This window comes from Pseudoalteromonas sp. QJM3NY_12 (assembly GCF_056173165.1).
The window spans coordinates 363,310-376,885 of the sequence record NZ_JBWBUF010000002.1 but is presented as its reverse complement, the minus strand read 5'-3'; the positions used below and the strand labels follow the sequence as shown (position 1 = coordinate 376,885).

Annotated in this window: 12 protein-coding genes and 1 pseudogene; 4 read left to right on the top strand and 9 right to left on the bottom strand. The window is 38.9% G+C overall.

Features of this window, described 5'->3' with window-relative positions; translation table 11 throughout:
• The first annotated feature begins 324 nt into the window (after positions 1–324).
• Genes AC0VZ5_RS17530 through AC0VZ5_RS17515 form a run of 4 tightly spaced genes read left to right on the top strand, consistent with a single transcriptional unit; the run spans position 325 to position 2,213 of the window.
• Complete coding sequence (locus tag AC0VZ5_RS17530; RefSeq protein ID WP_198522760.1) at positions 325–834, top strand: M23 family metallopeptidase; 510 nt, start codon at positions 325–327, stop codon at positions 832–834.
• A 49-nt stretch (positions 835–883) separates the two neighbouring features.
• On the top strand, positions 884–1,228 hold the full coding sequence (locus AC0VZ5_RS17525; protein WP_178957411.1) for a 5-carboxymethyl-2-hydroxymuconate Delta-isomerase: 345 nt from the start codon (positions 884–886) through the stop codon (positions 1,226–1,228).
• Positions 1,229–1,276: 48 nt separating this feature from the next.
• A complete protein-coding gene (locus AC0VZ5_RS17520; RefSeq protein WP_464711927.1) occupies positions 1,277–1,678 on the top strand; it encodes a hypothetical protein in 402 nt (133 codons plus the stop codon).
• Positions 1,679–1,736: 58 nt separating this feature from the next.
• The gene (locus AC0VZ5_RS17515) at positions 1,737–2,213 is read left to right on the top strand and encodes a hypothetical protein (RefSeq protein ID WP_198522758.1); all 477 of its coding nucleotides are present in this window, start codon (positions 1,737–1,739) and stop codon (positions 2,211–2,213) included.
• A 187-nt stretch (positions 2,214–2,400) separates the two neighbouring features.
• On the opposite strand, the pseudogene AC0VZ5_RS17510 reads toward AC0VZ5_RS17515, so the two are convergent.
• The 9 genes and pseudogenes from AC0VZ5_RS17510 to AC0VZ5_RS17470 all read right to left on the bottom strand — a co-directional run.
• Positions 2,401–2,598 (bottom strand): annotated as a pseudogene (locus AC0VZ5_RS17510) (tetratricopeptide repeat-containing sulfotransferase family protein); the annotation flags it as partial.
• Entirely contained in the window at positions 2,595–3,065 is a 471-nt protein-coding gene (locus tag AC0VZ5_RS17505; protein ID WP_475475109.1) for a sensor histidine kinase, read from the bottom strand. The gene AC0VZ5_RS17505 and the pseudogene AC0VZ5_RS17510, both read right to left, overlap by 4 nt.
• A gap of 885 nt (positions 3,066–3,950) precedes the next feature.
• Positions 3,951–4,682: a response regulator gene (locus tag AC0VZ5_RS17500; RefSeq protein ID WP_178957403.1), complete on the bottom strand. Its 732-nt coding sequence runs from the start codon at positions 4,680–4,682 to the stop codon at positions 3,951–3,953.
• 104 nt (positions 4,683–4,786) lie between these two features.
• The gene (locus AC0VZ5_RS17495; RefSeq protein ID WP_138605541.1) at positions 4,787–5,818 is read right to left on the bottom strand and encodes a hypothetical protein; all 1,032 of its coding nucleotides are present in this window, start codon (positions 5,816–5,818) and stop codon (positions 4,787–4,789) included.
• Positions 5,819–6,037: 219 nt separating this feature from the next.
• A complete protein-coding gene (locus AC0VZ5_RS17490; RefSeq protein WP_475475101.1) occupies positions 6,038–7,621 on the bottom strand; it encodes a tetratricopeptide repeat-containing sulfotransferase family protein in 1,584 nt (527 codons plus the stop codon).
• 110 nt (positions 7,622–7,731) lie between these two features.
• Positions 7,732–10,146 carry a TonB-dependent receptor gene (locus tag AC0VZ5_RS17485; RefSeq protein WP_475475100.1) on the bottom strand — a complete coding sequence of 805 codons (2,415 nt, stop codon included), beginning with the start codon at positions 10,144–10,146 and terminating at the stop codon, positions 7,732–7,734.
• A gap of 334 nt (positions 10,147–10,480) precedes the next feature.
• Positions 10,481–11,347: an EamA family transporter gene (locus AC0VZ5_RS17480; RefSeq protein ID WP_008115672.1), complete on the bottom strand. Its 867-nt coding sequence runs from the start codon at positions 11,345–11,347 to the stop codon at positions 10,481–10,483.
• Between the two features lie 174 nt (positions 11,348–11,521).
• A complete protein-coding gene (locus tag AC0VZ5_RS17475; RefSeq protein ID WP_475475099.1) occupies positions 11,522–12,520 on the bottom strand; it encodes a Gfo/Idh/MocA family protein in 999 nt (332 codons plus the stop codon).
• 36 nt (positions 12,521–12,556) lie between these two features.
• A complete protein-coding gene (locus tag AC0VZ5_RS17470) occupies positions 12,557–13,558 on the bottom strand; it encodes an AraC family transcriptional regulator (RefSeq protein ID WP_475475098.1) in 1,002 nt (333 codons plus the stop codon).
• Between the last annotated feature and the right edge of the window lie 18 nt (positions 13,559–13,576).

Sequence of the window (13,576 nt, the reverse complement as noted above, 5' to 3'; positions counted from 1 at the left end):
AGTCTAAGGTTACGACAGTCCGCTCATGGCTGTGAGTTCAACTGGTGAATGCAACGCTATCCTTGTATTAATTGAGGCGCTCATCTTCAACTTAACTTATAGTCGAAATTAGAGTGTTGATTTAACGCGCTTAATTCGGTTTAATATCAGGCAATAAATATGCTTAGTAATGCAGGGACGACTTAGGGCAGCGCATTTTATTAACGTGGCCTAATTAGGGCATTAAAACATTCCCTTTATAAACTAAAGCCCATTGTATGAATAGTTCCCACGCTGACACCCAAACTGGTAGTACTTCGGTTAATATGTGCCAAGGATAGCTCATTGAAAAAATTAAGATTTATACTCGTTCTACTTACAGCAGTTTTCCTTATAGGTATGATCATACCAGATGACATTGTTATTCCTGTTGAGGGTGCAACACCCAATGATTGGAACCATAATACTTTTTGGTATGAGCCATGGGGAAGCTCTGTGGTCCATAAAGGGATTGATATATTTGGTAAAAAAGGGACTGCCACACTTTCTTCTAGCAAAGGCTTAGTCATTTATACGGGCACAACACGAAAAGGCGGGAATGTAGTGGCAGTATTAGGGCCTAAATGGCGTATTCACTATTACGCGCATATGGACAGTTACTCTGTTACAACGGGTACTGTTGTTAAGACTGGCTCAGTTATTGGTGTTTTGGGGGATTCAGGTAATGCTCAGGGAAAACAACCGCATATTCATTATTCAATCTTATCAATAATTCCAATTCCTTGGTTAGCTACAACACAGACTCAGGGTTGGAAAAGAATGTTTTTTTTAAACCCTCACGAAATGTTTATATAAGTTGTATTGAATAAATATTTACATCAGCGATTAATATCAAGGAGAGTATATGCCTCATTTTATAATGGACTGTTCTGAAAGTGTTTTTGGGGAACATGATGAGGAATACATTATTGAACAAATTCATTTTGTAGCTCACGCTACAGGTTTATTCGACGAAGGTGATATAAAAGTCAGAATAAATCCATTTAATACTTTCTCTGTGGGGAATAAGCGTGAAGACTTTATTCATGTGTTTGCCCATATAATGCAAGGAAGAACAACAGAGCAAAAAGCGAACCTCTCACGAGCAATTGTTAGTAAGCTTGTTGCTTTATTTCCTGAAATTTCTAACATTGCAATGAATATTAGTGATTTTGAAAAAGCGACATATTGCAATCGCACGATGCTTTAGCCAGCTATTATCTGTTATTTAATACAGTATTGGATGTTTATAAGACGTATGAGTAATTCTCAATTACAAAAAATAATATCTCTTTATACTGCTTTTGTTTTTATACCTACGTTATTGCTTTATTTGATTTATAGTATATTTGGTTGGGTTGTATTTTCACTTACATTAAACCCTATTTTGGGCTATTTTTTGCTGGGTGGTGCATATGGTTTATGGTCACTACATTCATTAATAAAAACGATGAAAAATTTAACGGTATTAAAGCATCCTATCATTGTGAAACTTGGATTGTTATTAGGTTGTAGTTTTTGTCCTGTTGTTTTAACAACGGCTGAATTTAGTACGATGAAACCAAAAGAGTTTATTTTTATATATATTATTATTGCACCCTTTATAGCGACTTTTCATTTATTTTATTTATATAATAAACAGTCGACTAGCGCCTCTTGAGTGATACTTTAACGAAACTATTTCTCAGTGGGCTTTATTAAACAAGGAGAACACAGGTATGGAACCAAATTACTCAGAATATTCAATTTCAGAGCTAGAAGAGTCATTACGTGCTATCGATCAAGAAGCGTATCCTGAAAGAACAAATGAGTTAAAAAAAGAGTTAAATAATCGCCTTGAAAACCCAACAACGAGTCATGAAGTAGAGGATGGTTTTGAGGCGAATGCACAATTTTATAAATGTCCTCATTGTGAAGAAAAAATTGGATTTTTTTCTAAAGCGCTACAAAGTTGGAGCAAGATAAGAGAGTGCCCACAATGCAAAAAACCATTTGCAGTAACCTTTAATGTAAAAGTGTTTTTCGTTGCGCTTTTACCTATGGTTATTTTTAATTATTTTATGATAAAACCTGTTTTAGGATCACTGGGATTAAGTAAGTCTATTGGTTTGGGGATAGTGTGTGGCGTGTTAATTATTATATCAACTCGTTTGGGCAGAGTACGTAATGAAAGTGACGCTACAAAAGAGGTTTAAGATAAATTTTGAAATGTTTTGTCTAGGCTTATACGCTTTATAGGAAAGCGTTTTTTGTTGGGAATATTTTAGTTGGTTCGTTTCGCTCAGCCCACCCTAGGTGAAAATTAAACACTAATCTCAAACTTTAAAATTCCCCGTATTTAGTGGTTGAGAATATGATAGTTACTTCCTGCACCTCAACTCTTTATTCAATTGGTATATTTTGCTTTAAAAGATAAGTCTGCGCTTGCTCTGTATAAGGCTTAAAATTCTTCCAGCGGCCTATGGCCTTGTTGTTAAGCGGCTGACGCACTTGCATTTTGCTGGCGGTTGATACCGGTGCGGTGCTTAAATGAAAATCAAGGCACTGTGGTTGCCAATCTAAGTCGCAATAGCTCACTAGTGTTTAATTGGCAAAGTTAGATCAAACTTGGCGCCACCATATTTACTGTCGCTGACAACAACACTTCCCCCATGCAACTGCGCAATTTCTTTCACAATAGCTAATCCAAGCCCAAAACCAGCTTTCTGATTACCATCATTGATTTGATAAAAAGGTTCAAAAATATTGGCTTGCTGCTGAGGTGGAATGCCTTTGCCATTATCTTCAACAGAAACGACTATTGAGTCAACAATTTTAACCATACAAACATAAACTTCAGATTCACCATATTTATCTGCATTTTTTACAAGGTTAGTAATCGCGCGTTCGGTTAACGACTTATCAAGTAAAACGCTAATTTCATTACAAATTTGATTATTCCATTGAAGACTTGCCTTACATTCAATCAATAACTTTTCCTGTAAATATTGTGAAAAATCAGCAATATTAACTTCTTCAAGTTGTAGATTAAGCTCTGCTCTTTCCATTTTCGCATAACTTAACAGTTCCTTCACTAAATCCTCTAAACAGAAAATTTCATCCTCCAGTCCTTTTACATGAGCCATCATATTGTCGTTTTTGGCAGTTACTAGCATTTCCAAGATCATTTGCATACGAAATAAAGGAGAACGAAATTCATGAGCAATAACATGGGTAAGCTGTTTGTGGCTACCTAAAATGCCTTCCATCTGCTTTGCCATATCATTTAAACAGGTATTAAGTCTCCCAACCTGAAAACGTTTTTTGGTCGACGCACGTGCAGTCAAGTTACCTTGGCTAATATCAACAAGGGTAGACTCAACACGTTTTAATTTCCGGTGTAGACCAAATAACCAAATAAAACACCCCGAAGCAACAAAACAAATTAGTGCGATGAAAATAGCATCGCCAACAGCTTCGTCAACTTCTAACAAATGATGTGTTTCATCTTCTTCAATTTGGTAATACTGCGCAGGTGAAAAGACTTTGAAGTAATCATACTCTTCGTCATCAAACCATGTTGGCTGGTTTTCTAATGCCTTTTGAATATGAGTGGGAATATTAGCAAATGGAACCGGGCTGATTATGATTTGGTTTTTATCAGCAATAACATCAATAAGCTCTTGTCTGTGTTGCAAAGTTATATGACTATCAAGTTCTTCAAGTAATGTTATTTCTGCAGCAAAGTTTTCAGCTTTTATAATGTTTTCTATGTCAACATAGAGATAGGTATTAATTAAATGGGCAGCAATCATAAAAATATAGAGTGTCGCTAATAGCCCTAAATACAAAGAAATAAATAATCTGGTCATAAAGTTCGCACAATTAAATGTTATGCAAGTAGTTTAGCCTGAAATATGCTCTTATTCTGTATGTGTTTGTATGAATATCAATTACCAATAATCAGGTACAAACATATAACCTTTACCCCTAACCGTTATTACACCTTGTGGGCGATTAGCATCATCTTTAAGCTTTTTTCTTATTTGGGCTATTTTGTTATCAACCGAGCGATCTAAACCGTCATATTCAATATTTCTCAACGATTGCAACAGTTCCTCACGACTTAACACTTGTTCTGCATGCTTAACTAAGTGCCATAGCAGTAAAAATTCAGATGGGGTAAGGGGTACTAATTCATCATTTAATTTGCAGCGTTGCAATGATTCATTCAACCACAAAGAGCCAAAAGCTTTTTCTTTATCTGAACGACTTGCTTGATTTAATTCAGCTGATGTAGTTGCTTCTGTAGAGCCTTGATCTCGTCGTAATAAATTTTTTATTCGTGCTAGCAGTACCCGTGGCTGAATTGGCTTCTGAACAAAATCATCGGCTCCGATTTCAAGTGCCGCCACCTGATCCATATCATCACCACTAGCAGTCAGCATCAATATTCGACCAGAAAATTGACTTCTAACCTTACGACAAACAGATAAACCATCAAGGCCTGGTAGCATTAAATCAAGCACGACCAGTGAGGGCTGAATAGAAAGTATTTTTTCGACAGCGTCAATGCCCGAGTGAACAACTACAACATCGAATCCAAAATTTGAGAGGTAGTCGTGCAGTAAAGATGCTAATTTATCATCATCTTCAACCAGCATAATAGTTTGGATATTCGACATTTAAGATAGATAGCTCACTTAGTAGGTTACTAGTACAAATATAGCAAAAAAATAAAAAAGAGGCACTAATAATGCCTCTTTTCAGTCACTTCAAATACCATAAATTATGGTAACAAGTATTTATCTAATTCAGCTTTTGTCATCACATGCACCGTATTATGAGGCGCCGCTTCAATAGTAAAATAGTAAAACTCTGGACCCAACTCATTGCCTAACATTTCTCGAAAGAAAGTAAGTTGTGCACCATGACCTTCATGATCTCTACCAAGTTCATTAGCTGGTTTACCGTCTGTACAACACCAAGAATGAACACCAAGCTTTGCACCTTCAGTATATACTCTTCTAAAACCAGCAGCATATAAATCAACACCACCAGAGTTAATATCAGAAGTTGCTTCAACCATTGTGGTTAACATGGCATTGCGTACCAATCTACCTGTGTGCATATTAATAGCATCATTTACCGAGCCACTAATTTCCTGAAGCAACAAGGTATCAACTTCAGGATGGTCATTAATTAAATCACTGATCTGTACATATGTTAGACTGCCAAGATCACCATTTATCAGAGCTTGAGTACCAGATACTTCAACTGTACTAGTGCCACCTTCTATCAAAGACTCATTAATAGTCATTCTTATTGGAAAATCACCTTTTTCAGGGTGGCTAATACTACCCTCATATATTGCATTCTCGTTATCATCTTGTGATACCGAAATGTCCTTGCCAAAGAAATAGTTATTAGCATCGGCAAGTGCCTCATTAATATCCTCCAGTTCACTCTCTACTACCCTGATAAAGGCCACAGGGTCATTCTCTTCAAAATCAAAGCCAAAAAACAAAAAGCCTTTATCATATTTAGCAAAAATCAGATTATCATCTTGATCTATATCAACGAATGAGATGTCATAATTTACACCGTCAATTTGCAGTTCTAATGCGTCAAATTGACGTTTAAAGGTATCAATATATTCAGCAACATTTTCTGGTTGAATATGATGTATTGCTTCTGGGGTTACAGGTGTTGTTGGACCCGTTGTCGTTGTCGGTTCAGTTGTTTTTTTTGAACTGCTACCGCAAGCTTGCAATGCAAGTGCAGTAATAAGTATCGAGATTATAAGTGCTAAATTTTTCATAATGCGATTCCACGTCTTGATTAATTGAGGCCATTATGAAGATAAGACATCAAGTACAATAGAATGAAATTGTCGCGATAATGTATGCAAAGCACTTACAATTGATAATAATTGGTAAGGTATTTTACTTTGTCGGGCGACGCATTGCTTATTCGAGCTATTCTGGCACTAATCAAGCTAACTCTAAGTTCATACATTCAACTTTCAAACCACAAACCCTTACTCAAAACTGATATTTTGCTTTAAAAAGTAATCTTCAATTTCTTCTGTATAAGGCTTAAAATTCTTCCAGCGGCCTATGGCTTTGTTGTTAAGCGGTTGGCGCACTTGTATTTTGCTGGCAGTTGATACTGGTGCGGTGTTTAAGTGAAAATCAAGGCACTGTGGTTGCCAGTCTAAGTCGCAATAGCTCACTAACTCTTTTATCTTTTGCTCGGGTGCGGCGATGAGCTCTTCGTATTTTACTAGTTTAATATTGCTGTGCAGGGCGCTAAAGTGCAGCATCAGTTTATAAAAGCGGCTGTAGAATCTAGCGGTGTCTAGTAAATCGAGCGAATACGCGTAGTAGGGGTTGTTAATGGTAAATAGCTGACGATAGTTACCAATACAGGTATCCATGGGGTCGCGAAGTAGGCAAATTATTTTGGCGTTTGGCAGGGCTTTGGTAATTAAATCAATATAAAAAAAGTTAAACGGTAGTTTATCAATAAAGTGTTTATGGCTGCCGGTTACAACGCGCGTTGCTTCAAGGTAAGTACTGCCAAGTTTTGCAAAATCAAGCTGGTAAGCTTGGCTTAAGGTGTCTATATCGAGTACTTGAGGCGTGTGCGTTTGGCTAAGTTTTTTTACACTTAGGCCAAAGTCTTGCAGCTCGCCCGCCGATTGTACGTCGCTGTGGCTTGATAAAATGCGTTCAACTAATGTGGTGCCAGAGCGCGGCATGCCTAATACAAAAATTGGCTCACTGCTTTGGTTGCCAGCCGTTTGTTGGTTTTTGTATTTATCACTGAGCTGTTTGATATGCGCGAATAAAGCCTCAGACGCTTGATTATCAAACGCCTTATTAGCGAGTTTTGCTGCTTTACCTTGTTGTAACGCGGTAAAGGCTGCTGAAAACTCTCCTAAGTCTTGATATTCTTTAGCGAGCGCATGACCTATATGCAGTTTAGCGTCGGGATGATTGACCTGTTCGAATACATTTTTTAATCGCGTGATGTGGTTATTATGTTCGGTGACTTTAGTTAAATCGGCTAAGGCAAAATGACTTTGATGATGAAGCGGGTTCAGTGCAATGGCATTTTCAAACGCGTGCTGTGCTTTATCAAACTGGCCTAAAAACTTAGCGCATACTCCATAGTTATAATAAAACTGCGGTTGGCTGCTGTTACTCGCCTCAGCTAAATTTAACGCGCATGTAAAGTAGTCAGCAGCATGCTGATGTAAACCCGCTTGGGTGAGCGCGACGCCTAATGTATCGGCATCAAGTGCTTTACTAATATGTTCAATCTTAACGCTGAGGGCGGTGTTTTTTGCTTTTTGTAAGTCGCCCGTAAGAGCGTAACACTTGGCAAGTTGCGCTGTATATTCAATAGACTGGGTAAAGCTTAATGCTTTTTCAATTAGCTTTATCGCTTTGTAAATTTGGCCAACCTGTAAATTAACCATAGCGAGCAAAAAGTAGCCATCAGCAAAGTCTGGTTTTTGTGTTACCAGCTCAACCAGTGCTTTATGCGCTTGCTGAATATTGCCTTGGTTTAAGTTGTTGATAGCGCTTTGGTGTAGTTGCTTTAAGTTTGGCTGCATGAATACTCTTATAAATAATATACTTACAAAATCAAGAGGCTCAAATTAATTTGAGCCTCTTGATTGTACTTAAACTTATCGTTTAATTATATTTCAAACTTGTCGCTTAATTATATTTCAAACTGATAGTTAAATTTAATGCCAATAGTAAGCGGGCGATTAATAAAGTAACCATAGTTACGTTGTATGTCTGCGCCATTGGCTGTTGTAATATCCGCATCTGAACGACGAACAGAAGTAACCGCATATTTATTAAATAGGTTATCTACATATAAAGTAGTCGACCACGCATCGGCGGTTAATTTAGCTGAAATATTACTTAAGCTATAACCCGGGAGTGCTTCACCGTTGTCACGTAGGCCTACTTTTGAAATTACATCACTTTGTGCAGTTAAACCGTAGTTTATATCGAGGGTTTTATCATTTAAAACGTCTGTTTGGTAGTTAATACCCATAGAGAACTGGTGCTCAGGTGAGCCCGGTAAACGGTCGCCATCTTTTGCGCCATCAGTGCCATCGGCATTAAATAAATACGGAGCGTCTGAGGTTAGTTCTGCTTTTGTATAGGCATAAGTTGCATAGGCAGTAAACGAGTCTGATAAAATTGCACGCGTGGCAATTTCAATCCCTTTCGCATTTGCGCTACCAGCATTTGATAAATACGGTAATTGGCCTACTGTTGTTGCACCGGCAATTTGTGCGTTATCCCAATCTACATTGAATAGTGCAGCATTAAAATGTAGCTGGCTTCTCATCCAGGTACTTTTAAAGCCTAGCTCATAGTTAGTGGTAGTATCGGCATCGTATAGCATTTCATCAGGTGTACCACAGCCTGTTTGTTGATCCTCAGGTAGAGGGGTTGGGCAAGGTACTAGGCCATTTGAGCCACCAATTCTAAAGCCTTCACTAATGGTTGCATACGCCATCACTGAATCTGTAAATTGGTATTTAGCATTAAATTTGAAAAGATTACCGTTGTCACCGGCTTCGTTCTCTTCAAAGTTAACTGAAATTGCATCAGGTGCAGCACCTTCATACAAGGTATTTGCTAATGGGAAATCAAAAGCCGCTTTTGATTCTACGTCGTATTCGTAAAAACGCGCGCCAATGGTAATGTCGAGTTTATCGGTTACCTGGTAACCCACTTCACCAAAAAGTGCAGACTCAGTGACTTTGATGCCAGTAATTTCTAAATACTCTAAAGAGTCAGGTCTAAGTTGTGCGCCACCAAAATTATCAACCGCGAACTGATCAAAGCCTGGCGTAAACTCTCTGCTTGATGCGTCGGTATCGGTTTTATTGTAAAAACCACCAACAATCCAGCTTAGGTCGCTATCGCTTTGTGAGACCAAACGTAGCTCTTGAGTGAAGGTATCGACTTCGTCTAATTCACGGGTAAATGCCGAAAACGAAGGAAACTCTTCGTAGCCATAGTCTAAACGAATTAAAAGGTCAGTTTGGTCGCGTTGACCATCGGCTTCAAAGTGTGAAATACCAGTAGCTGATACCAGCTCAGCAAAACCTAAGTCGGCTTTAAGTTCAAGGCTGAGTAATTGATCTTCTTTTTCCCGTGGCTCTTCAAAACGGTACGCTGACTCGTATTTGCCGATGCGATCATTTAAACCATTATTTTCGTTTAGGCTATTGTGATGAACAATTGAGCGACCTTCGGTGTCTTGCTTTTGATAGAAGTAGTTTAATGTGCCTTCGAATGACTCGTTTGCCTTGTAACGTAATGAAATACGCCCAGTTGTGGTGGTTTCACCGTTGGCGTCTTTTACATTTTTAAGATTGCTGTTTACTGCATCAAGGTTTGTCCAATCAGGGTCGGTGATCGACACACCTGGTTCACGAACGGTGTAGGCGTAGTCAATAAACCCTGGGTCTTCATAAATATTTAAGCTGGTACGTACAGCCAGTTTGTCTTCAATTAATGGTAAATTGAAGATAAAACCGGCTTCGCCGCCGATTGAATCACTTTCTTGAGTTTGAAAAACATCACCAAATACTTCACCTGATATGAAATCAAGCTCTGGCTCTTTAAGCATGTAGCGAATAGCGCCACCTAATGTACCAGCCCCGTATAGTGTGCCTTGTGGCCCAATAAGTACTTCCACTCGTTCTACATCAACAAGGCGCATATCTACCGATACTGGAATTTCGTTAATGTAAGTAGCTACCGTGCCGCCATCTGATGAAGGGCCTGATGAATTTGTATTTAAACCGCGAACTATAATAGGTGAGCCAGAGCGACCACCTTGATCAGTAATTGTTAAACCTGGCACCCAACGCGCTACATCGGCTAATTCGCTGATATTTTGGTCTTTCATTACATCGGCATCAAGCGCAGTAATGTTAAGAGGCGCAGCCTGAATAGAGCCACTTCGGCGTGTTGCTGTAACCTCAATAACTTCAAGCGATTTATTTTTTTCAATAATTTGCTCTTGTGCTGTTGCATTACCGCTAAATAATACACCGCTCAGTGCGCTTGATACAGCCAAGGTTAACAGGCTTGGTTTAAACATAAAAATTGATCCCAGTTAGATTTAGTACGTTAATAAATGAGCGCTAATAATATCAGGGAGTTTTGTTGATGGAAATAAAAATATGAATTTTAATTCACTTTTTTAGAATAAAAATTAAGTTGTGGTTTTTTGCTTAAATTTAAAGTTTAAATATAACAAGGTGTTTGTATAAATAATGCACACACCGTAAGTGGTATATATTGTTTTAAGTGCAACAATGAATGGTGTGAAAGGAGAGATAAAACGCAGGCTTAGTTATACTAAGAGGGAGTTGTAAAATAGGAGATGAGAAGTTGCGCCATGATAGTTCATGACGCAATTAAATTATTAAACTCTAAGCAGCAGGCTGCTTTTTACCATTAGACATGGAGCTGCCTACCGAGGCAATAATCACCAGTAAAATAGCCAGCCACTGCCAAATGCTTAGCAGTTCACCTAAAATAACTAAGCCAGCGAGTGCTGCAATTGCAGGTTCTAGGCTCATTACAATACTAAAACCTTGTGGCGACATATTACGTAAGGTAATCATTTCAAGAGTATAAGGCAGGGCGCTTGAAAGCACGGCGATAGCAATACCTAATGGAATAATATCCCAAGTAAATGCAGCACTTTGTGAAATGCCGCCATAAGGCACCAGCACGATGGCTGAAATGGTCATGCCCATCGCAACCGTTGCGCCACCAGAGCTTTGGCTGCCTGTTTTCTTACCAAATAAAATATAGCCAGCCCAACAGGCACCCGCTGCAAGTGCGAGCACTACACCGACTGGATCAAGGCTGTCTTGACCTTTCATATCAGGTAAAAGTAATAAAATACCGGCCACTGCACAGGCAACCCAAAATAAGTCACGTTTTCTGCGAGAAGAAAATAACGCGACAGCTAATGGGCCTGTAAATTCAAGCGCAACCCCAATACCTAATGGGATACGTTCTATCGCGTAATAAAATAGAATATTCATGCCGCCTAAACTTAAGCCATAAATTAATATGGGTAAGCGTTGGCTTGCAACAGGGAAGTGTTTCCATGGTTTAAAAATCAAACACAAAATAGCGGCCGAAAACCCTAAACGTAAGGCTGTTGTGCCCTCAGGTCCAACAATAGGAAAAAGCTGTTTAGCCAGTGACGCGCCTGACTGAATCGTCATCATTGCTAGCAATATGCATAAAATAGCCAGTAATAGATCTTTGGTTGATTTTTGCATGGATGTCCTTAAAGATTGCGATGAATTTTGGCGGCATGTTACCTGCTTTTGATCTCAGAGGTAAGTCAAATTTTGTGATCTTTTTAAGCTTAATTCAAAATAGCAGTGTTTAGTAAAGTGTGCCCAAAGGCCAAGCGATAAAATACGCTTATCGCTTAGCCGGTAGTTTTTGTTTTATTCAGAGGATAAATCTGCTGGGTAAACAACACCAAGTTGTGCGCGTGCGGTATCAAGTACTTGCATTACATCGACAGAAAGCTGATGAGTATTAACGCTAGACTCCCCCTGATTTTGCTCAATGGTATTGATAAAGTTCTCGAGTTCGTACTTCATAAAGTGCTCGTCAAATTCCGTGCTAATAAGCTCTTTATGACCATTGTTAGCAATAAACTCTACTTTTTTAAGCTGCGACACGGCTTCAATTCTAATTCGACCTAATTCCCCCTGAATTTCAGTGATATTTTCGCCTTGTGAAATTTTCGAATAGCTGATCACCGCTTGTCTGTCGGGATAATTTAAAAGCACATCGCCTGCACCATCCACACCACTTTCAAGTAATACGCCGCTGGCGTGAACAGAGCGTGGTGCTCCCCATAATGCAATAACGAGATAAAGTGGGTAAATACCCAAATCTAGTAAGGCACCATTAGCAAATTCAGGTAAAAAAGTATTAGGGCGCTCACCATTTTTATACTTGTCGTAACGTGATGAATACTGACTAAATTGACCAATAAACTTACGTGGTGTGCCTATTTTTTTCAAGGCAGCTTGTAAGTGCGCAAAATTAGGTAAGTGCGTTGTCATCATCGCTTCCATGTAAAGGCGCTGATGTTGCTTTGCCGCAGTTAAAATAGCCGCAAGTTGCTTGCTATTAGCCGCTGAGGGCTTTTCGCCTAATACGTGTTTGCCCGCTTTTAAACACTGTATTGCATATGCACTGTGCAGGCTATTTGGCGCCGCTATATAAACTACGTCTACTTGTTCATCTTGGCACACAGCATCAATAGAGGTAAAAATTTTAGCATCGGTATTTGTTGGATGATTAGCTAAAAAGCGCTCGCCGCTGCTTATTTGGCGAGAGCAAATACCGTATAAATTAAAATTGCTGAGTGTATTAGCCGCTGCCAATAACGTGTCGCTAATAAAATTAGTACCTACAATTACAAAATTCATGTTTAGCCTTTTGCTGTTTTTAAACAAGGGCGCAGTTTAACAATGTTTGGCTCTAAATGCGCGGGCAGAGCAATTAAACCAACGTTTAATGCTAGTACATAACGTAGCTTGCTCCTGATAACCTAAAAGCTCTGAAATTTGAGTCACCGACAATTGGTTTTGTAATAAATAGTGCTCACATAAGGCGCGGCGAGTAGCGTCTTTGAGCTTTACAAAACTGGTATCGTGCTTTTTAAGTTCTCGGTGCAAGGTGCGAGGGTGAATATTAAGCGCAGCGGCAATGGTATTATTAGCGCTTTGAAATATCGGCAGCATAATACGAATAAGCGCGCTTACCTGAGCAGGCAAAGATTGGCTATAAGCATTATTTTCAGCTAAAAAGTTAAGTGCTGCTTGGGTTTTATGCTGCTTAGTTACGTTAAGTGTTAAATCTAAGTCTTGTTTGGCAATTAATACACCGGCGCTATTTCTGTGAGTAATAACCTTACAGCCAAAATACTGGTGGTAGGTCAGCTTATTTGTGCTTAGGGTGTGAGGTAAAAATACACTTTGTGGCTTACAGCGGCCATTACTTATATTTTTTAAAGTGGCAATGGCCAATGCAATGGTGAGCTCTATTACTTGGTTTATTGCCGGTAATGGCCTGAGATTTATAGCGAATGATAAAAACACGTGCTCATTATCATCAAAGGGGTGAGTGGTTAAATTAAGCGCTGGCGTATGTAAGTGCAAATATTTTATCACCCAATCTAGCGCCTCGGCTAAATTAGTGCCTGTTTGAGCGGCTATTGCAATATGGCCTAAAATATCAAAGCTTTGCAGGCTTGCTAGTTTTAAACCAAAATTTGGACAATTTAGTGTATTGGCGCAATGCTCTAATAGCTGTGCATACGCGCGGTAAGTAAGGGTCTCTTGCTCTAGTTTATTAAAGTCCACATTAATGGCGCACTGCTGCATTATGGCAGCGAAACCTCCCCCAAGTTCTGCAATTAAATGGTCTATTCCTTGTAAAGAGGTGGCTCTAATTAAGCGGCTCATAAAATATACTTTTGGTGA